The sequence below is a fragment of the Reyranella sp. genome (assembly GCF_030651995.1).
Classification (GTDB): domain Bacteria; phylum Pseudomonadota; class Alphaproteobacteria; order Reyranellales; family Reyranellaceae; genus Reyranella.
This window is the reverse complement of sequence record NZ_JAUSBN010000004.1, coordinates 81,939-100,938: the sequence shown is the minus strand read 5'-3', so window position 1 is coordinate 100,938 and position 19,000 is coordinate 81,939. Positions and strand designations below refer to the sequence as shown.

General features: G+C 66.2%; 17 protein-coding genes and 1 pseudogene. 10 read left to right on the top strand and 8 right to left on the bottom strand.

Annotated features, from left to right (window positions below):
• Positions 1-442 precede the first annotated feature (442 nt).
• The 4 genes from Q7V45_RS00700 to Q7V45_RS00685 are packed head-to-tail and all read left to right on the top strand — an operon-like array spanning position 443 to position 5,962.
• A complete protein-coding gene (locus tag Q7V45_RS00700) occupies positions 443-1,516 on the top strand; it encodes an efflux RND transporter periplasmic adaptor subunit (protein WP_304845333.1) in 1,074 nt (357 codons plus the stop codon).
• Positions 1,517-4,600, top strand: coding sequence for an efflux RND transporter permease subunit (locus Q7V45_RS00695; RefSeq protein WP_304845330.1), 3,084 nt, complete (start codon positions 1,517-1,519; stop codon positions 4,598-4,600).
• Positions 4,597-4,905 (top strand): DUF3240 family protein, encoded by a 309-nt coding sequence (locus Q7V45_RS00690; protein ID WP_304845327.1) that lies wholly within the window; start codon positions 4,597-4,599, stop codon positions 4,903-4,905. The genes Q7V45_RS00695 and Q7V45_RS00690 overlap by 4 nt, the downstream gene beginning before the upstream one ends.
• A gap of 4 nt (positions 4,906-4,909) precedes the next feature.
• A complete protein-coding gene (locus tag Q7V45_RS00685; protein ID WP_304845323.1) occupies positions 4,910-5,962 on the top strand; it encodes an adenylate/guanylate cyclase domain-containing protein in 1,053 nt (350 codons plus the stop codon).
• A gap of 2 nt (positions 5,963-5,964) precedes the next feature.
• Here the strand turns inward: Q7V45_RS00685 and Q7V45_RS00680 are convergent, their stop codons facing one another.
• Positions 5,965-7,287 (bottom strand): MFS transporter, encoded by a 1,323-nt coding sequence (locus Q7V45_RS00680; protein ID WP_304845320.1) that lies wholly within the window; start codon positions 7,285-7,287, stop codon positions 5,965-5,967.
• Positions 7,288-7,381: 94 nt separating this feature from the next.
• On the opposite strand from Q7V45_RS00680, the gene Q7V45_RS00675 reads away from it, so the two are divergent.
• Both Q7V45_RS00675 and Q7V45_RS00670 read left to right on the top strand, forming a co-directional pair.
• Positions 7,382-7,660, top strand: a complete 279-nt coding sequence (locus Q7V45_RS00675) for a metal-sensing transcriptional repressor (protein ID WP_304845317.1) — start codon at positions 7,382-7,384, stop codon at positions 7,658-7,660.
• Between the two features lie 73 nt (positions 7,661-7,733).
• The gene (locus Q7V45_RS00670) at positions 7,734-8,024 is read left to right on the top strand and encodes a hypothetical protein (protein WP_304845313.1); all 291 of its coding nucleotides are present in this window, start codon (positions 7,734-7,736) and stop codon (positions 8,022-8,024) included.
• Between the two features lie 24 nt (positions 8,025-8,048).
• Here the strand turns inward: Q7V45_RS00670 and Q7V45_RS00665 are convergent, their stop codons facing one another.
• Complete coding sequence (locus tag Q7V45_RS00665) at positions 8,049-8,822, bottom strand: hypothetical protein (RefSeq protein WP_304845312.1); 774 nt, start codon at positions 8,820-8,822, stop codon at positions 8,049-8,051.
• Between the two features lie 264 nt (positions 8,823-9,086).
• Here Q7V45_RS00665 and Q7V45_RS00660 point away from each other — a divergent pair, with 264 nt between their 5' ends.
• Together Q7V45_RS00660 and Q7V45_RS00655 are read left to right on the top strand one after the other, a co-directional pair.
• Positions 9,087-9,359 carry a metal-sensing transcriptional repressor gene (locus tag Q7V45_RS00660; protein ID WP_304845310.1) on the top strand — a complete coding sequence of 91 codons (273 nt, stop codon included), beginning with the start codon at positions 9,087-9,089 and terminating at the stop codon, positions 9,357-9,359.
• 8 nt (positions 9,360-9,367) lie between these two features.
• On the top strand, positions 9,368-10,246 hold the full coding sequence (locus Q7V45_RS00655; protein WP_304845308.1) for a nickel/cobalt efflux transporter: 879 nt from the start codon (positions 9,368-9,370) through the stop codon (positions 10,244-10,246).
• 42 nt (positions 10,247-10,288) lie between these two features.
• Here the strand turns inward: Q7V45_RS00655 and Q7V45_RS00650 are convergent.
• The 6 genes and pseudogenes from Q7V45_RS00650 to Q7V45_RS27000 all read right to left on the bottom strand — a co-directional run bounded on the left by Q7V45_RS00650 (position 10,289) and on the right by Q7V45_RS27000 (position 16,413).
• Positions 10,289-11,100 (bottom strand): annotated as a pseudogene (locus tag Q7V45_RS00650) (sulfite exporter TauE/SafE family protein).
• 101 nt (positions 11,101-11,201) lie between these two features.
• Complete coding sequence (locus tag Q7V45_RS00645) at positions 11,202-12,494, bottom strand: hemolysin family protein (protein ID WP_304845306.1); 1,293 nt, start codon at positions 12,492-12,494, stop codon at positions 11,202-11,204.
• Between the two features lie 183 nt (positions 12,495-12,677).
• Positions 12,678-13,592, bottom strand: coding sequence for a YncE family protein (locus Q7V45_RS00640; protein WP_304845304.1), 915 nt, complete (start codon positions 13,590-13,592; stop codon positions 12,678-12,680).
• A 4-nt stretch (positions 13,593-13,596) separates the two neighbouring features.
• Positions 13,597-14,985 carry an MATE family efflux transporter gene (locus Q7V45_RS00635; RefSeq protein WP_304845302.1) on the bottom strand — a complete coding sequence of 463 codons (1,389 nt, stop codon included), beginning with the start codon at positions 14,983-14,985 and terminating at the stop codon, positions 13,597-13,599.
• A gap of 10 nt (positions 14,986-14,995) precedes the next feature.
• Positions 14,996-15,448, bottom strand: coding sequence for a chromate resistance protein ChrB domain-containing protein (locus tag Q7V45_RS00630; protein WP_304845300.1), 453 nt, complete (start codon positions 15,446-15,448; stop codon positions 14,996-14,998).
• Positions 15,445-16,413, bottom strand: a complete 969-nt coding sequence (locus Q7V45_RS27000) for a Fe-Mn family superoxide dismutase (RefSeq protein WP_370692528.1) — start codon at positions 16,411-16,413, stop codon at positions 15,445-15,447. Before Q7V45_RS27000 ends, Q7V45_RS00630 begins: the two co-directional genes overlap by 4 nt.
• 118 nt (positions 16,414-16,531) lie before the next feature.
• Here Q7V45_RS27000 and Q7V45_RS00620 point away from each other — a divergent pair, with 118 nt between their 5' ends.
• On the top strand, positions 16,532-17,515 hold the full coding sequence (locus Q7V45_RS00620; protein WP_304845298.1) for a chromate resistance protein ChrB domain-containing protein: 984 nt from the start codon (positions 16,532-16,534) through the stop codon (positions 17,513-17,515).
• Entirely contained in the window at positions 17,512-18,879 is a 1,368-nt protein-coding gene (gene chrA, locus Q7V45_RS00615) for a chromate efflux transporter (RefSeq protein WP_370692527.1), read from the top strand. Before Q7V45_RS00620 ends, chrA begins: the two co-directional genes overlap by 4 nt.
• Positions 18,880-19,000: the final 121 nt, after the last annotated feature.

Genomic DNA, 19,000 nt, shown 5'->3' with positions numbered 1-19,000 from the left:
GCGAGACGGTTGCGCGAGATGTCGACATCGGGATGGTAGTAGAGCGCCGCCAGCGTCAACGTCGAGATGTCCCACACCGCCACGCCGCCGGCATGTGTGGGCGACGCCATGGCGATGAATCTCGCGAGTCGCGGCTCGCTCAAGGTGCGGCTTACGAGCGCGCCGGCCGTGTAAGTCGGGCTGATCGGCCGAGCGACGTACGATGCGCAGCTCACCAGCAATGGAACGGCAAGTCCGGTCGCGAGCAGCGGTATCAGTCGTCGAAACGAGAGGCCAAGCATGAAGCGTCTGGTCCAGTTCTGAATTGACTATGGTCCCCCCCGGGGGGATAGGATGTTCCCAGGGTAGCCGGTCGACACGGCGATGCAAGGATCAAATGAAGATGCGATCTCGAACGGGTTCCACCACGGCATGGCGCGCGGCGCGAAGGACCGGCCTCTCGATGCTGCTCGCAGCCTTCTGGGCTGCGTCGGCAGCGGCGGCGGACGACATCGCAATGACGCCCGAGCAGGCGGCCAGCGTCGGCATCGAGGTGGTACCGCTTGCCGCGATGCCGGCCAGCCGAGGCGCTGGTTTTCCCGCCCGCGTTGCCATTCCGCCGAACCAGATCAGCATCGTCGCGGTGCCGATCGCGGCCCGCATCGAATCGATCGATGTCGTCGAAGATCAGCCGGTCGAACCGGGCACGGTGCTGGCAAGGCTCAACAGCCCGGCCCTGATTCGCGCCCAGTCGGAGTTCCTGCAGGCGGTCAACCAGGAGCGCTTCCTCCAGGAGACGCTGAACCGCGAGCAGTCCCTGTCGTCGGATCGCACCGTGTCGCTGAAGCAGATGCAAGCGACACGCAATGAGCACGCCCAGGCAACGGCAAGCGTGGCCGAGCGCCGGCAGATGCTGCGCGACTATGGCATGTCGCCGGACGCGATCGAGAGCCTCGTGACGTCGCGCGTCTTCGACAGCAAGACCGCGATTGTGGCGCCGGTCGCCGGAACGGTAATCGACCTGGCGGTCTCGCCGGGCCAGCGCGTCGAGGCGCAGACGCCGCTCCTGAAGATCGCCCGCATGACGCCGCTATGGATCGAGCTGCAGGTCCCGCCGCGTCGCGCCGGCGCCTTCCGCACCGGCATGACCGTCGACATTCCCGCCTTCGGCGCGACGGCGAAGGTCATCTCCGTGGGCAGCAGTGCGGACCGCTCCACCCAGGCTGTCACGGTACGCGCCGAGCTGACCGACACCTCATCCGGCCTGCGCCCGGGACAGTTCGTCGAGGCCTTCGTGACCTTCGCCGCCGGCGAGAAGACCTGGTCGGTGCGGCCTGAGTCGATCGTGCGCCGCGGCCGCGACACCGTCGTATTCGTGCGCACCGACAAAGGCTTCCGCGTGCAGCCCGTGACCGTGATCGAGGAAGACCGCGACGCGGCCCGGGTCACGGGGCCGCTACAGGCGGGGGACAGCATCGCGATCCGCGGCATCGTCGCCCTCAAGGGCGCCTGGCAAGGTCTCGGGGGCTCGCAATAGATGCTTGCCCGTATCGTTGAGTTCGCGCTGGCGCAGCGCCTGCTGGTTTGCCTGCTGACGGTCCTGCTTTGCGCCGGCGGCGCCTATGCGCTGCAGCAGCTGCCGATCGATGCGTTCCCCGACGTTTCGCCCGTTCAGGTGAAGGTCATCATGAAGGCGCCGGGCATGACGCCGGAAGAGGTCGAGGCGCGCATCACCGCGCCGATCGAGCTGGAGATGATCGGCATCCCCTACAAGAAGTTCCTGCGCTCCGTGACGAAGTACGCGCTGACCGACGTCACCATCGAGTTCGAGGACAATGTCGACATCTACTGGGCGCGCAACCAGGTGACCGAGCGGCTGACCGCCATCACCAAGGACCTGCCGGCCGGCGTGACGGGCGGCCTGGCGCCGATCACCACCCCGCTCGGCGAGATGTTCATGTTCACCGTCGAGGGCGGCACGCTGACGCTGGAACAGCGCCGCACCCTGCTCGATTGGACGATTCGCCCGGCGCTGCGGACCCTGCCCGGCGTCGCCGACGTCAACTCGTTGGGCGGCGTCGTGCGCAGCTTCGAGGTCATTCCGGACAATGCCGCGCTGGTGGCGCACGGCGTCACCATCGACGCGCTTAGAAAGGCGGTCGAGGCCAACAACCGCAACGACGGTGCAGGCCGCCTGCGCGACGGTGAGGAGGTACTGCTCGTCCGGTCCGAGGGTAACATCCGCAACCTCGACGACCTGAAGGCCATCGTCGTGGCCTCGCGCGACGGCAAGATCGTCCGCGTCGGCGACGTGGCAAGGGTCGAGTTCGGCACCGTCACCCGCTACGGCGTCGTAACCAAGGACGGGCAGGGCGAGGCGGTGCAGGGCCTCGTGCTCGGCCTGCGCGGTGCCAATGCGCGCATCGTGGTAGAGGGCGTGAAGAAGAAGCTCGCCGAGCTGCAGCCTTCGCTGCCGGCCGGCGTAACGATCAAGCCCTTCTACGATCGCGGCGAGTTGGTGCAGCGTTCGGTCTCGACCATCTCAACCGCGCTCCTGGAAGCGACGGCGCTTGTGGTCGTGCTGCTGGTGCTGTTTCTCGGTGACTGGCGAGCCGCTCTGGTCGTCGTCGCCACGCTACCGCTGGCCGCACTCAGCACGTTCATCCTGATGCGCGTCTTCGGCATGTCGGCCAACCTGATGAGCCTCGGGGGCCTGGCCATCGCCATCGGCATGCTGATTGATGCCGCCGTCGTGGTGGTCGAGAACGTCGTGTCGGAGGTCAACCGCTCTCATGCCTCGCGCCACGTGCCGCTGCTCAACATCATCTTTCGCGGTACGCGCGAGGTCGCGGTGCCGGTGACGTCGGGCATCACCATCATCGTCATCGTGTTTCTGCCGCTGCTTACCCTGCAGGGGCTGGAAGGCAAGCTGTTCATCCCGGTGGCGCTCTCCATCGTCTTCGCGCTCAGCAGCTCGCTGATCCTGTCGCTCACGGTCATTCCCGTCCTGTCGTCGTTCCTGCTGAAGCGGGAAAGCCATGCCGACACCTGGCTGACCCGGCGGGCGATTGCGACCTACGTGCCGGCGCTGCGCTGGTCGCTGCGCCACGAGAAGCTGGTATTCACGCTAGCGCTTGGAGTGCTGGCCGGTGCCGGTGTGGTCTACACGCTGTCCGGAAAGACCTTCATGCCGACCATGGACGAAGGCTCGATCATCGTCGGCATCGAGAAGATTCCTTCTGTCAGCATCGAGGAAACCGCCGCCGTTGATCTCAAGATTCACAAGGCCATCATGGCGGCGATTCCCGAGGTCACCGGCATCGTGGCCCGTGCCGGCGCCGACGAACTCGGCCTCGACCCGATGGGCCTCAACCAGACCGACACCTACCTGCTCACCAAGCCGCCCTCCGAATGGCGCAAGCCGAACGACAAGGAATGGCTGGAAGGTGAACTGCGCAAGGTGCTGGATAAGCTGCCAGGCATCTCCTACAGCTTCACGCAACCGATCGACATGCGCGTGCAGGAGATGATCATTGGCGTGCGCGGCGACGTCGTGGTCAAGATTTTCGGCCCCGACATTCCCACTCTCAACAAGCTCGCCGTCGAGATCACGCAGAAGCTCGAGACAGTGCCCGGCAACGAGGACGTGAGAACCGTGCTTAACGACGGGGTGCAGTATCTCAGCGTCGCGGTCGACCGGCTGCAGGCTGGCGCGCTCGGCCTGAACGTCGACGACATCGCCGACGGATTGCGCGCGCAGATCGAGGGGGTGCCGCTCGGCATCGTGCTGGAGGAAGGACGGCGCACGCCGGTTCTGCTGCGAGGCAGCGAGAGCGTGCGTGGCTCAAGCGCCACCTTCACTGACCTGCGCGTCACTCTGCCCGATGGCGGCAACGTTCCGCTGAACTCGCTCGCACGCCTCGACCGGATCGATGGGCCCGTGAAGATCGATCGCGAGAATGGCCGGCGCCTCGCCCTGGTGCAGAGCGACGTGAAGGGCCGCGACCTGGTGGGCTTCGTCGACGAGGCAAAGAAAATCGTGTCCGAGCAGGTCAAGCTGCCGCGAGGCTACGAGCTGGCCTGGGGCGGCCAGTTCGAGAACCAGCAGCGCGCCGCGGCGCGTCTGGAGATCGTCGTGCCGATCGCACTGGCGCTGATCTTCCTCCTGCTGTTCACGACGTTCGGATCGATCCGGCAGGCGTCACTGGTGTTCGTTAATATTCCGTTCGCGCTGGTCGGCGGCATCTTTACTTTGTCGGCCGCTGGCGAATATCTCTCGGTGCCGGCATCGGTGGGCTTTATCGCCCTGCTGGGCATCGCCGTGCTGAACGGGCTGGTGCTGGTGACCTACTTCAACCAGCTGGTCGCGGAGGGCGAGAAGATCGAGGACGTGGTCTTGAACGGTGCCCTGCGCCGGTTGCGGCCGGTGCTGCTCACCGCCTCGATCACCGCTTTCGGGTTGGTGCCGCTCCTGTTCGCGACAGGTCCAGGCTCGGAAGTGCAGCGGCCTCTTGCCATCGTGGTGATCGGCGGGCTGGTCAGCTCGACGCTGCTCACGCTGCTGATCCTGCCGCTGCTCTACCGGCGGTTCGGCGTCTCCAGAAAAGCGAGGTTCGCATGACTGCGGTGACGCTGACCCTGGCGGCGCCACGCGCGCTGGAGGAGAAGCTTGTGAAGTTCCTCCTCGAAGACGAGGTCGCCGGTGCCGCGGGTTTCACGATCCGCGAGTCGGTGGCGTACGGAAGGGCGCTCGAGTTTCGCACCGTCTCCGAACGTATCGGCGGCCGCATTCGGCAGATCGAAATCCGCTTGGCCTTGACGGCAGATGTCGCGCCTCCGCTGATTGAACGGCTTCGGTCGGCCGTCGGCGATGGCAGCGTGACCTGGCGGGTCGCGACGGTTTCGGCCTCCGGCACTCTCGGCTGATCCTTTGCCCACTCTCGGCCGGGTGTGGGTTCGCCGCCTTGCCACGCGGCGCTTTGCGTTCCTCTGCCTGACGGCGGTGGTCGTGGCGCCGATCTACGCCCTGACGGCGAAGCCTGTCGCCTCGATCGAGGAGGCCGTGGTCGTTGCCGTGCAATCGCTGATTTACGCCTTCGTTATCGGCGTGCCGCTGGCAGCGGCTGAAATCCTGGCGTTCGTGGCCGGCACGGCACGACGCCAACGTCTGCCATTCGCCGCCATGTTTGCTCTCAAGACCATCGGTTACGCGGCCTGGATCGTGGCAGGCGTAGCGATTGCCGGTTCCTTCACCCATGCGCACGAGGAGACGTCCTGGGACGAGCTGTTGCTGCACAAGGGTACGCTGGTTGCGGCTGGCATCACCGCCATCGCCATCAACGTCTTCCTGTCGGCGGGCCGCCTGATCGGCCTCAAGACCCTGCTGTCGGTCGTGTCGGGGCGCCATCGCCGACCCCACCGCGAGGAACGGCTGTTCGCCTTCGTCGATGTCCGGGGCGCTACGTCAGCGGCCGAACGGCTGGGCGATCTCAGGTTTCAGGCCTATCTCGTCGAACTGTTCCGCATCATCGAGCTGACAGCCCTTGAGGCAGGAGGCGAGGTGAACGACTATATCGGCGACCAGGTCATGCTGGTGTGGCCGGCCGTGCCAGCATCCGGTTCCGACCCTCTTCACTGGATCGCCCACCTTTCGCGCGAGATCGCCGAGGGCCGCGAGTCCTTCGACGCGACCTATGGGATGATCCCCGACCTGCGCGTCGGCATGCATGTCGGGTCGGTTATCGTCGGCGAAGTCGGCCAGTTTCGCACCAAGCTCGCCTACCTCGGCGACACGGTGAACACCGCCGCGCGCGTCGAGGAACTTGCCGAGGGCTACTCCGCCTGCGCGCTGATCACGGGCCAGGTGCTCGAGCGCTTTCCCTTGCCTCACGACCTGCTGAAGGCGACGGCCCTCGGCAATTGGGTGCTGCGCGGCAAACAGGGAGCCATCGACATTTACCGCCTCGATCTTGCGGCCGGCTGAGTTCAGGCGGCGCTCGGCCAGTCTGGATGGTGGCTGTCGATGACATAGGCATGGCGGTGGCGATAGCCGTTCGTCAGACGCTCGGCGCCTGCCACATGGGGGTGGTCGGGAGCCAGTGTGTCGTGCACATGTTCCAGCACCTCCTCGTCATGCACCGGCCACACCTTTATTGCGGCAAGGACTGACGCGCCTGCAAGTGCGGCCATCACCAGGAAGGTGGCCTGCATGCCGACCGTGGCGCCCAACCATCCGGCGAGCGGATAGGTGAGCAGCCAGCAGGCATGCGACAGCGCGAACTGGGCTGCGAACAGCGACGGCCGGTCCTCAGGCTGCGACGACCGGCGTAACAACCGTCCTGACGGCGTCTGGGTCAGCGAATATCCCAGCCCCAGCACGAGCCAGAAGATGACCAGCAGGTGGAAATTAGAGACCAGCATCGATGCCAACAGGGCGGCGGTGAGGACGAGGCCGCCGACGAGCATGGCTCGCCGGTCGGAGATTTCGTCGAGCAGGCCGGGCAATGCCAGCGCCGCGACCATCGAGCCGCCGCCGAACGCTGCGAGGGCGAGGGCGGTGTCGTGCTGCTCCAGGCCAAAGGTCGACTGGACGAGCACGACCGTGTTCACGATCACCATCGAGCCCGCTGCCGACACCGCGAGGCTGAGCGCCAGCAGGCCGCGAAGGCGTGGCGTGGCGAGGTAGATGCGCAGGCCCCGTGTCGTGCGTTCATAGATGCTGCGCCGCGCTGTCGGCTTGGGACTAGGCAGCGACACCGATATGACGAGCAGCGCCGAGGCGATGAAGCCCACGACCGTGCCGGCAAACAGGTTATGGAAGGAGATGACGGTGAGCAGCGCCGCCGCCAGCATCGGACTGACCAGACTCTCCATGTCGTAGGCAAGCCGCGAGAGCGACAATGCCCGCGTATATTCTCGCTCATCGGGCAGGACGTCAGGAATGGTCGCCTGAAAGGTCGGCGTAAAGGCGGCCGAGGCCGACTGCAGCACGAAGATCAGGATGTAGACCTGCCAGATCTCGGTGACGAACGGCAGCAGAACAGCGACCGCGGCGCGGATCAAGTCGAGCCCCACCAGCATGGCGCGGCGCGGGAGCTGCTCGGCGAAGGCCGACGCGATCGGCGCGACGGCGACATAGGCGACCATCTTGATGGCGAGCGCCGTACCTAGCACCGCGCCGGCAGACGGTCCCGCGAGCTGGTAGGCGAGGAGCCCAAGGGCGACCGTCGCCAGGCCAGTGCCGACCAAGGCGATGACCTGGGCGGCGAATAGATGACGGTACGTCCGGTTGGCGAGTACACTCAGCATGCGATGACCACCTGCTTTTCCGGAATTTGATCCTGTGGTGGGAACATTGTGTGATTATTGACTGATCCTCTCCAGGGGGATAGGAGATTCTTCCATGACTGCCGATCACCTTCACGCAACGCACCCTGAAATCGCCAAAAGGCTCCGCCGCGCGGAAGGTCATCTGCGCAGTGTCATCGAGATGATGGACCAGGGTCGATCGTGCCTCGACCTCGCGCAGCAACTGCACGCGGTCGAGAAGGCCATCGGTCAGGCGAAGAAAACGCTGATCCAGGACCATCTCGACCATTGCCTCGACGAGACCGTCGACCAGCCCGCCAAGGAACGCCGCCGTTCGATCCAGGAATTCAAGGAAATCGCCAAGTATCTTTGAGCGTCATCTTGAGGAGAGTCGCGTGCGCTCGCCACAGGGGGTATTGAGTCCCGCTCACTGGAAGATTGCTGTCGTGGCATGCGCGCTGGCGCTCGCCGCGTGCGGCCGCTCGATCGGCGAACCCTTCGACGTCGCCGCAGCCAACGTACTGACGCCGGGCAAGTCGACCTACGAGGATGCCGTGAAGCAGCTCGGCGTCGCCAGCCATGTGAAGGGCTATGGCCAGGGCACGGTCGCCCATTGGCACTACCTCGAGGACACGCCCGAGGGCACCGAATACGCGAGCGTCACGATCATGTTCGGCCGCGACGCACGCATGGTACGTATCATCGAGCGCCTCGATAGCAACCTGGATGACCGGTGAGCGGCGGCAACTGAGCGGTCGGCGCTAGCGCATCCGCCCCAAGCTTCCGGCCAGCATGCCGAGGCCCAGCAGCAGGATCAGGATCGCCGTCAGCAATTCGAGCCAGCTGAGGACACGCATCAGCCCGCGGACGTGGCCGCTGGCGGCGGCAACGCCGGCACGACGAAGCGCGATGCCCAGCAGGCCGAAGCAGGCGATGGTGATGGCCGCGCCGATGCTGATACCGGCGGCCAGCGCAATCCCAGCGCCCGTCGCCCCGCGCGCGACGGCAGATCCGACGACGATGATCGTCAGCGGACACGGCAGCAGGCCCATGGCGATGGCGAGCACCGACCGCGGCGTCTGCGATCCTTCCTGCTTATGTCCGTGCCCGTGCGACGGGGTTCCGCGCCGCCTCAGGCCGCGCAACGCCAGCACGGCATAGAGCGCGCCGATGGATGCCACGATGGCGCCCGCGACCACCTCGACCCAGGCGCCGGCTCCGGTCGGCCTCCCCAACGGGCTGATCACCCGACCCGTCGCCAGAACCAGAAGGACGGCGATGGTGCCATGTGTCAACGCCGCGAGGCTCGCGACCCGCAATCCGGCCAGGATGTTTCCGGGCTGGCCAAGAAAGTGGGAGAAGATCACCGCCTTGCCATGCCCGGGCGTCAGCGCGTGGACGAGCCCCAGTCCCACTGCCACCAGCATGCCCGACGCGAAGGTCGCAAAGTTCGAGAACAGCTCCGCGAACCGCTGCGACAGCAGGCCCTGGAGCTGAAGCTGCAGCGCCAGCACGGTCTCGAATACGTGGATCAAACCGACATTTCCGCTCGAAGCTCCAGGCGACGCGTTTACCGTGGCTGCACTTGCCGACCTTGCTATATCCCTCCGGGGGATAGGTCTAGTTCGTCTCTCGGTCGATCGAGACGCGGCCGATCATCCTCGGTATCCCGCGTCGAGCGGCGGCAATGGCAGAAAATCTTCAGGTATCGGTGGCCGATTGAAGGACAGTGCCAGTGCAATCATGAGGCTTGCTATATCCCCCCCAGGGGGATAGGTCTAGTGGCAACGGAGTGACAGATGAGCGGAAAGCACGAAAGCCATCCCGAGATCGTCAAGCGGCTGAAGCGGGCGCAGGGCCACTTGAGTTCGGTCATCGAAATGATCGAGTCGGGTCGGTCCTGTCTGGAGTTGGCGCAACAGCTTCACGCGGTCGAGAAGGCCGTCGGCAACGCCAAGACGACACTCATTCACGACCACATCGATCATTGCCTGGAAGAGTCGATCGGGCCGCAGAACAAGGCCGAGCGCGCCACGCTCGACGAGTTCCGGCAGCTCAGCAAGTATCTGTAGGCCCGGTCATGGAGTCGTTTTCCGAGTTGCTCCGCCAGGGCGCGGCACATGCCTGGCTGTTCGTGCCCAGCGCGATCCTGCTCGGAGCCCTGCACGGGCTCGAACCCGGCCACTCCAAGACGATGATGGCCGCGTTCATCGTGGCCATTCGCGGAACGGCCTGGCAGGCTGTGTTGCTCGGATTGTCGGCAACGGTCTCTCATACCGCCGTGGTCTGGGCGGTGGCTCTCGCCGGGCTCTACTTCGGCTCTCAATGGGATCCGGAAAGCAGTGAGCCGTATTTCCAGGTGGCGTCCGCGGTGGCCATCATCGGCGTCGCCCTCTGGATGATCGTGCGGACCTGGCGAGCCCAGCAGGCGGAGCAGCCTGCCGGTGGCCACCAACACGCGCACGACGGCCATGACCATCCACACGCCGACGATCACCCGCATCCACATCCAAATCCACATCACGATCATCAACCGGCGGGATTGAACGTCGCGGGGACAAGTTACCAGGACGAGCATGAGCGGGAACACGCGACCGCGATAAGCCGTCGCTTTGCCAATCGGCATGTCACGACGGGGCAGATCGTTTTGTTCGGACTGACCGGTGGGCTGATCCCATGCCCGGCCGCGATTACCGTCCTGTTGCTCTGCCTTCAGCTTCGCGAATTCACGCTCGGGACGACACTCGTCCTGTGCTTCAGCCTCGGGCTGGCCGCCGTCATGGTCGGCACGGGCGTCGCCGCAGCCATCGCGACCCGCCATGTCGGCCGTCGCTGGGACGGCTTCGAGAAGCTGGCGCGGCGGGCGCCCTACTTCTCGGGGACCTTGATCGTCTGCATCGGCCTGTACGTCGGCTATCACGGCGTGGCCACGCTCGTGGCGCAAGGCACGGCGCATTGACCCAGCCGATCGGACTCGAGGCCGCGGGACGAACAGGTCCGGCTACTTGTGTCGCCACACCTTGAAAGACGAAATGACGAGGATCGCGGCCAGGAGCGGCAGCAGGAAAGTGACTCCGACGATTCCCAGCAACATCGCGCCGAAGAAGGTGCCGACGATCGAGCCGACCGCCATAACCAGCACGAAGCGACGGTTTCGCGAAAGCACGGCGAAGGTGCTGTCACGACTGTAACGCGTGAAGCCGACCAGCATCGTCGGCAGGCTGACGACGAGCGACAGGCTGCCGGCCAGCTTCACATCCACACCGAAAAGCAGGATCAGCGTGGGGATCAGCAGCTCGCCGCCAGCGACCCCCATGAGTGAAGCGACAACCCCAATGGCAAAGCCCGCAACGAGACCAGCGACGATTTGGGCGGCCCCCGAGAACAGGGGCGTGCCGCCGCCCTCCGAGCCGTGCCCGATCAGCAGGACGACCGCCATCGCGACCAGCAAAAGCGCCAGCACGCGATAAAGCGTTTCAGATTTCAGTCGAGTCGCCCACGACGCACCTACCACGCGCCCAGCAGACTGCCGGCAAGGAGGTTGGCGACAATCATCCAGTGGCTGCCGATGGTGGCGAATGAGATGGTGCTGGTACGGAAGGGCAGGGCCGACGACACGACGATAAGGCTCATGGCCTTGTTGACTATGACGGCTTCCAGCGCGCCGAACCGGAATGCACCGATCAGCAACGGCAACCGGAACTCGGCGCCGCCGAGGCCGATTAGCCCTCCCAGCGCCCCGATACCCACCCCGCCGGCAAATGCCGCGACGGATCCCCGATTCTCCGCGCCCAGACCAACTGATTCCGCCATGTATCCCCGCTATGTCGCCGAGGATACTACGTCGCTTCGAGGCTTTTGGGGTAATAGGGTGCCGACCCCGCCCTCTAAGGCGGGGGAGGTCGATTCGTGCGTCAGACGCTGCGATGCAGCGTCGGATTCTGGGTCGCGATCAGCTTGTCGATGCGTGTGCCGTCGATATCGACGATCTCGAAGCGCCACAGGCCGTGGTCGAAGGACTCGCCGATGCGCGGCAGCCGCTTCAGGCGGTGGAGAACGAAGCCGGCGACCGTGTGGTAGGAGTGGTGGGGCGGCAGCGAGATGCCGAGCCGGTCGGCGATCTCGTCGATCGGGCAACTGCCGTCGATCAGCAGCGATCCGTCGTCGCGCTCCGTGACGTGCGGCTCTTCCTCTTCCTCGATGTCGGCGACCACCGCCTTCAGGATGTCGCCCTCGGTGACGATTCCCTCGAGGCTGCCGTGCTCGTCGATGACGACTACGAGGTTGAGCGGCGACTGGCGGAGCTGCTCGACGACGTCGATGGCCGCCAGCCGGTCGCTCACGGCCGGCACCTTCTCGACCAGGATCCACATCGCGCTGACACCCTCGTCCATCAGGGCGACGAGGGCCGCCCGGATGGGCAGGGCGCCGACGATCTCGTCGACATCGCCGTTCGCCACCAGCATGCGGCCATGCTTTGCGGTGCGGATGGCAGCCCGGATTTCGTCCTCGCTGTCGTTGAGATCGATCCATTCGACATCGGGCCGCGGCGTCATGATGGCGCGCACCGGCCGGTCGCCGAGGCGCATGACCCGCGAGAGCATCGAGCGTTCCTCGGGCTCGACCAGGCCGGTCCGCTCGGCCTCGTCGATCATCGTCATGATCTCCTTGTCGGTGACGCCGCTTTCCTGCCGCTGCGACTGGCCAAGCAGGCGCAGGCCCAGCCGGGCCGACACGTCGAGCAGGCTCACCACCGGGCTGGCGACCCTGGCCACGAGCTGCATCGGCCGGGCGACGATCACCGCGACCCGCTCGGCGTTGCGCAGGCCGAACTGCTTGGGGACGAGTTCCCCCAGCACGACCGAGAGATAGGTGATCGTCACGATGACCACGGTGAAGGCCACCGGTTCGGCAAAGCGCGTGGGCACGCCCATACTCTCGAGCCAGGCGTCGCCGCGCCCGGCGACGGTGGCGCCGCTGAAGGCGCCGGCGATGATGCCGACCAGGGTGATGCCGATCTGGACGGCCGACAGCATCCGGCCGGGTTCACGCGTCAGGTCGAGGGCGACGCCGGCGCCGCGCGATCCGTCGCGCGACATCTGCTCCAGGAGCGGGCGTTTGGCGGAAACCAGCGCGAGCTCGGACATCGCCAGAAGACCGTTCAGCACGATCAATCCGACGACGATTGCGAGTTCGACGACAAGCATGGCAGCTCCCCAAGAGAAGCGGTCACTATAGGCTATCTGCTGGAGGCTGGCGTGAGACGGCGATTGCCATATCCGTTGAATAATTGCCGCTTTGTTGCTCTCCGCTCCTATGGCGATACGAAATTCCGACGGCAGGCCGCCGGGACCTCTTCACCCGCCGCGCCTGCTGCTGCCGATCGATCGTCAGGTCGCGTAGATCGCCGCGCGGTGTGTGCGCGGCAGAAAGGCGTAGAGGCGGTCGCCTGCCGGACTGAGGGCTGTGGTGTGGGCGCCCGGCTCGGTCCGGATCGTCGCGAGCTTTTCCATCGGCGACGTCGAGAAGACGTCGATGACGCCGGGATCGCCGATCGCGACGTAGAGGTGCTGGCGATGGCGATTGAAGAAGATCACGTCGGGCGTGCCGCTGAGCGGCAGGGTGCCCAATATCTTGCCGGAGCGGGCATCCAGCGTGGCCAATGTATTGGCATCGCAGGCGCAGAACAGGCGGTGCGTCGCCGGATCGAGATCGAGGCCGTGCGGCCCGGCCGCGGGCACGGCGAACATGTGGGCGACCCTGTCGGGTTGCCTCGCATCGATGACGGCGATCACGGCGGGATCGGCGATGTTGACGTAGAAGAGCGCGGCCTCGGCATCGAACACCGTCCAGCGCGTGCGGCCCGGCACCGCGATCTCGGCGCGCACGGCGCGGTCGCCGGTATCGACCATCGTCACGGTATGCGAATCCGCGATCGCCGGATTGCCGACATTGGCGGCGAGCAGGAGCTTGCGGCCGTGATCGTAGGCCAGGCCGTTGGGGCCGACGCCGACCTTGATCTTGGTCACTTCGGGATTGGGGCCCGGCGCAAAGATGCCGACTGTATTCTCGGCCCGGTTCGACGAGAAGATGAGGTTCGCCTCGTCGCTCACCAGCGCGCCGGCGACGCCGCGCAGATCGGGAACGGAGAACAGGTATTTTTGCGCATCGAAGGCATCGACGGCGTCGTTTGCCGTGTGCGCCACATAGATGTGGCCGCTCGCAGCATGCGGAGCTGCGTGGTCGAAGCCGCCCTTCGCCTTGTGCGCGGGCAGATCGATGTAGCCGGTGAGAACGAGCGTCATGGCGTCACCTCAGGCGAGCGTGGAAGCGGAAAGCCGACAGCAGCACGATGCCCCAGGCCGCGAGACCGAGGGCGGTGACCACGCCCAGGCCGACGAGGCCCGCCTGCAGAACGTCGATGGCGATCCATCCGCCCACCACGACGATCAGCAGCCGGCAGCTCATGGCGGCCAACGGCCACTCCGGCTGGCGCGTCGACTGGAACGCCGACATCAGCGTGTTGGCGGCGACGAACGGATAGGCGAGGCCGACCACCATGAGATAGCCGGTCGCCGCGGACAGGATCGCCGGGTCCTGGCTGAAGAAGCCCATCCACAGTTCGGGCGCGCCGATCGCCAGCGCGCTGACCGAGGCCATGACGCAGGCCGAAAGCCCCACCGCGATCCAGGCGATGCGCGCGGCGCGCGTGAACTGGCGCGCGCCGATGTTGCTGCCGACCATCGCCAGCACCGCCGCGCCCAGCCCGAAATTGAGCGGATAGAGCAGATATTCCAGCCGCACCGCCGCGCCGAAGGCCGCGAGCCAGGTGGCGCCGAGCATGCCGGCATAGGCCGTGAGCGTCGCCAGCGCTGCGTTGTTCAGCACCGGCGCCAGCGACATCGGCGCGCCGACGCGCAGGATCTCGCCGAACTGACGGCGTTCGAACCTGAAGCCGCGCAGCGACAGGGCGACCGACGTCCGGCCGGAGGCGAGATACCACGCCAGGATCGCGGTCGAAGTTGCGAAGGCAAGCAACGTGGCGAGGGCCGCGCCGGTGATGCCGAGCGCGGGAAGGGGGCCCAGGCCAAACACGAAGGCCGGCACCAGCGCGATGTGCAGCAGTTCGGCGCCGACATAGACCCAGGCCAGGATGGCGACATGGCCGGTCGCCCGCACAACGCTCGTCAGGGTTCCGAGCAGCCAGTAGATCAGCGCACCGGCGAAGATCACGTTGGAATATTCGAGCGCCGCCGCGAGGATCGGGCCGCGGCCGCCGAGCAGGGCGTAGAGATGCGGGCCGGCGAGCAGGAAGAGGGCGCTGAACAGCGCCGCGGCGCCCGCGGCAATCGCCAGCGCGTGGATGACGAGGGACGCTGCATCCTCGCGCCGGCCCGCCCCGATCGCCCGGGCGATGGCGGCGGCAATCGCGCCGCCCATCGCCATGTTGGCCATCTGCTGCATCAGCATCATCAGCGGAAACACCAGAGCGAGACCCGCGAGCGCATCGAGACCGAGCCGGCCGATGAAATGCGCATCGACGCCGGGTGTCACGGCGATCAGCACGACGTTCACCACCAGGTTCGGCACGGCGAGCCGCAGCAGGGTGGAGACGATCGGGCCTTCCAGCATCAGGCGCGTGCGCGCCTGTGCCGGGGACGTGGCGGGCGATACGGGTTTCGCGGCGGTGTCGGTCATGGCCTTCGCCTCACATCTTCGGCGGCCAGTTGTGCGTCTCGCCCGTGAGGCTGCGGCACCACGCGTAGAGCGCGTCGTACATCACCATGCCGTGCTTCAGCATCTCGTGGTCGTCGGTGTAGACGTGGCTGAGGCCGAGCGAGAGGGCGAACAGGCCGGCCGATTGCGGCGTGAGATCGAGCCGCGACGTGTCGGCGCCGCGCACGATGTCGGCCAGCCTGTCGAGACCGGGGGCATCGAGCTTGTACTCGAGGATGAAGGCGTCGAAGCTGCACTTCTCGCCGACATGCGTGAACTTCACGCCGGGAATGTCATAGGGCACCGCGCCGGTTTCCTTGGCGGTGGCCAGCACCTTGTCGGCCGGCACGTAGAGGAACTCCGGCTCCTTCTCGATGAAGCGCTTGATCAGCCACGGACAGGCGATGCGGTCGATCTTGGGACGTTCGCGCGTAACCCACTTCATTTTGCGTCTCCTTCTTTCAACGGTTCGGTTGGCAGTCCATCGGCGCGCCAGGCGCCGATGCCACCGGCAACGGCCACGGCATCGATGCCGCGCGCGCGTAGTTTGGCGGCAGCATCGCCGCCGATCTCGAAGCCCCAGGCGCAGTAGACCAGCGCCTTGGCGCCGGGCGGCAGCGACGCCGCGATCTCGTCGATCCTGTCGGGCGGCGCCCGGCGCGCGCCGCGCAGGCGGAACGGCACCGTCGTGGCGTCGGCTTCCAGGCGCGCGTCGATGACGATGAGGTCGGGATCGGCCTCGAGCATCTTTCGCGCGTCGGGCGTCGTGACGGTGTGCGGCTTCTTCTCGGGCGCCGTGCCGGCGAAGCGGGCGGCGACGCGCGCCCAAGCAATGTTGGCCATGAAGGCATCGACATAGGCGCCGGCGTTGCTGCCGAAATCGATGTGATAGGCGTGCTCGTACATGTCGAGCGCCAGCAACGGTGTGCCGCCGGCCAGGGCATGGGTGTGATCGGCTGACCAGACGTTCGAGAGCGCGCCGTCGCGATCGCCTCTGGGGGCTGAGCGCGTCAGCACCACCCAGCCCGAGCCGCCGCCCAGCGCCTTGCCCATGGCGACGAACTCGGCGCGCCATCTGGCGAGCGATCCGAAATCACGCACGATCGCCTCGGCCAGAGCGCCGCCGCCGTTTTCACCGGAGGGATCGCCGCCGCCGCCTTCGCCCAAATTCTCGAAATAGATCTCGTGCAGCAGCATCGAGTTGGTGGCGATCAGCTCCTCGCGCTTCAGCCCGTTCAGGCGAAAGCCGGGGACGCCGGCGGGGTCGAGGCTGGCCAGCTCGCCTTGGATCGCGTTCAGCCGGCGCACCGCGCTGCCATAGTTGTTCTCGTAGTGGCTGGCGATCAGCCGGGCCGAGAGGCCTTTTAGGCGCGGCGGTTTGAAAGAGATCGGCCGGGCTTGGAAAGACATGGTGTTCCCCTCGGTGATACACTCGTTTCATCGGCAAAATACGCTTGCGGGCCAGGAACGCAAGAGAAAAATGATACGAGTGTTGCAAGAATCTCTATTTCCATGATACGAGTGAACAATGTCGAGAAACGAGACCCCGGAGGGCGTGCGGTGGCTTCTGTTGATCCATCAATTGCCGGCCAAGCCCGCCTACGCGCGGGTGAAGATCTGGCGGCGCTTGAAAGGGCTGGGCGCGGTGACGGTGAAGAACTCCGTCTATGTGCTGCCGGCCAATGCCGAGACGCAGGAAGACTTCACCTGGCTGGTCAAGGAGATCGCCGAGCTGGGCGGCGAGGCCTTCGTCTGTGAGGCGCACCTGGTCGACGGTCTGGATGACGGCGAAGTGCAGGCCCTGTTCGAGGCCGCACGCGACGAGGACTACGCCGAGATCGCCGCGGCCGCGCGCGAGCTTGGCGGCAAGCATACCGGCGAGGCCGGCGCCGAGGTCGCGACGCAGGTGGCGCGGCTGCGCAAGCAGCTCGACGACATCGTCGCGATCGATTTCTTCGGCGCCGACGGGCGCGAACCGGCCGAAGGGCTGGTGTCCGGCCTCGAAGCCGGCTTGCACAAGGAGGTCGACGCCGTGACCACGACCGGAACGGGCTCCAGCCCCTCATCGGACCCGCTGAACAATCGCGTCTGGGTGACGCGCCAGGGCGTGCAGGTCGATCGCATCGCCTCGGCCTGGCTGATCCGCCGCTTCATCGACGCCGCGGCGCGCTTCAAGTTCGTGCCGGGCACCGGCTATGCAGCCCAGCCGGGCGAACTGCGCTTCGACATGTTCGAGGGCGAGTTCACCCACCGCGGCGACCGCTGCACCTTCGAGGTGCTGCTGGCCGAGGCGAAGCTCGACGATCCGGCGCTGATCGCGATCGGCGAGATCATCCACGACATCGATCTCAAGGACGGCAAGTACGGCCGCGCGGAAACCGCCGGTGTCCGCAGCCTGATCGCCGGCATCGCCGCCGCGCACGATGACGACACCCAGCGTCTGACGCGCGGCGCCGTCCTCCTCGACGATCTCTACAATTCGTTCGCAAGCACGCAAGGCGGTAAGAAGTGAAAGACCATGGCGTTCCCTTCGGCGAAGCGATGAAGGTGTGGGCCCGCGTCGCCGCGCTCTCGTTCGGTGGCCCGGCCGGCCAGATCGCGGTGATGCATCGCATCATCGTCGAGGAGAAGAAGTGGATCGGCGAGCAGCGTTTCCTGCAGGCGCTCAACTACTGCACGCTGCTGCCCGGCCCCGAGGCGCAGCAGCTCGCCATCTATATCGGCTGGCTGATGCACAAGACGCGGGGCGGGCTGTTCGCCGGCATCCTGTTCGTGCTGCCCGGCCTGCTGGCCATCATGGCCTTGAGCTGGATCTATGTCCTGCTCGGCAAGGTGACCCTCGTGCAGGGCCTGTTCTTCGGGCTGAAGGCTGCCGTGCTGGTCATCGTGATCGAAGCGGTGCTGAGGGTCGGCAAGCGCGCGCTGAAGAACAACACGATGCGCGGGCTGGCGGCAGCGGCCTTCATCGCGCTCTTCTTCTACGACGTGCCGTTCCCGCTCATCATCCTGGCCGCGGGACTCATCGGCTATTTCGGCGGACGCGCCGGGGTGCCGGCCTTCCTGGCGGGCGGCGGGCACGGCAAGGTGGGCGACCGGCAACTGGCCGACGCCGACTCGCTGTTGGGCGAGGAAACGCCGGCACATGCACGGCCGAACGTCCGCTGGTCATTATCGATCACCGCGCTCTTCCTCGCACTCTGGCTGGTGCCGGTGGCGGCGCTCTACGTCGTCCTCGGAGGCGACAACGTCTTCACCAAGATCTCGATCTTTTTCAGCCAGATGGCCGTGGTCACCTTCGGCGGCGCCTATGCGGTGCTGGCCTATGTGGCGCAACAGGCCGTCGACAATTATCACTGGGTGACGGCGGGCGAGATGCTCGACGGGCTCGGCATGGCCGAGACCACGCCGGGGCCGCTGATCATGGTGACGCAGTTCGTGGGCTTCCTCGCCGCCTGGCGCGAGCCCGGCGCGATGCCGCCGCTGCTGGCGGCGACCTTGGGCGGGCTGCTCACCACGTGGGTCACGTTCGTGCCGTGCTTCCTCTGGATCTTCTTCGGCGCCCCCTTCGTCGAGGCGCTGCGGGCCAACAAGGCGCTGGGGGCGGCGCTGGGTGCCATCACGGCGGCGGTGGTCGGCGTCATCCTGAACCTCGCGGTGTGGTTCGCGCTCCACGTCCTGTTCGCGAAGCTGGTGCCGGTGCGCTGGCTGGGGGCCGCCGTCGACCTGCCGGTGTTGAGCTCGATCAACGTGCCGACGCTCGTCCTGTCGATCGCCGCCGCGATCGCGATCTTCCGCTTCAAGATGGGGATGCTTCCCGTGCTGCTCGCCAGTTCGGTGGCCGGCATCGTCTATTCGCAGGTTCTCAGCATGTCGTAGGTGAATCGACCCTTTCAACAGGAGGAACGAATGACCAAGCATCCAACGAGACGCGATCTGATCGGTGCCGCCACTGTTGCAACCGTGGCGCTCGCCACGACGGCGCTGCCGGGTAGAGCAG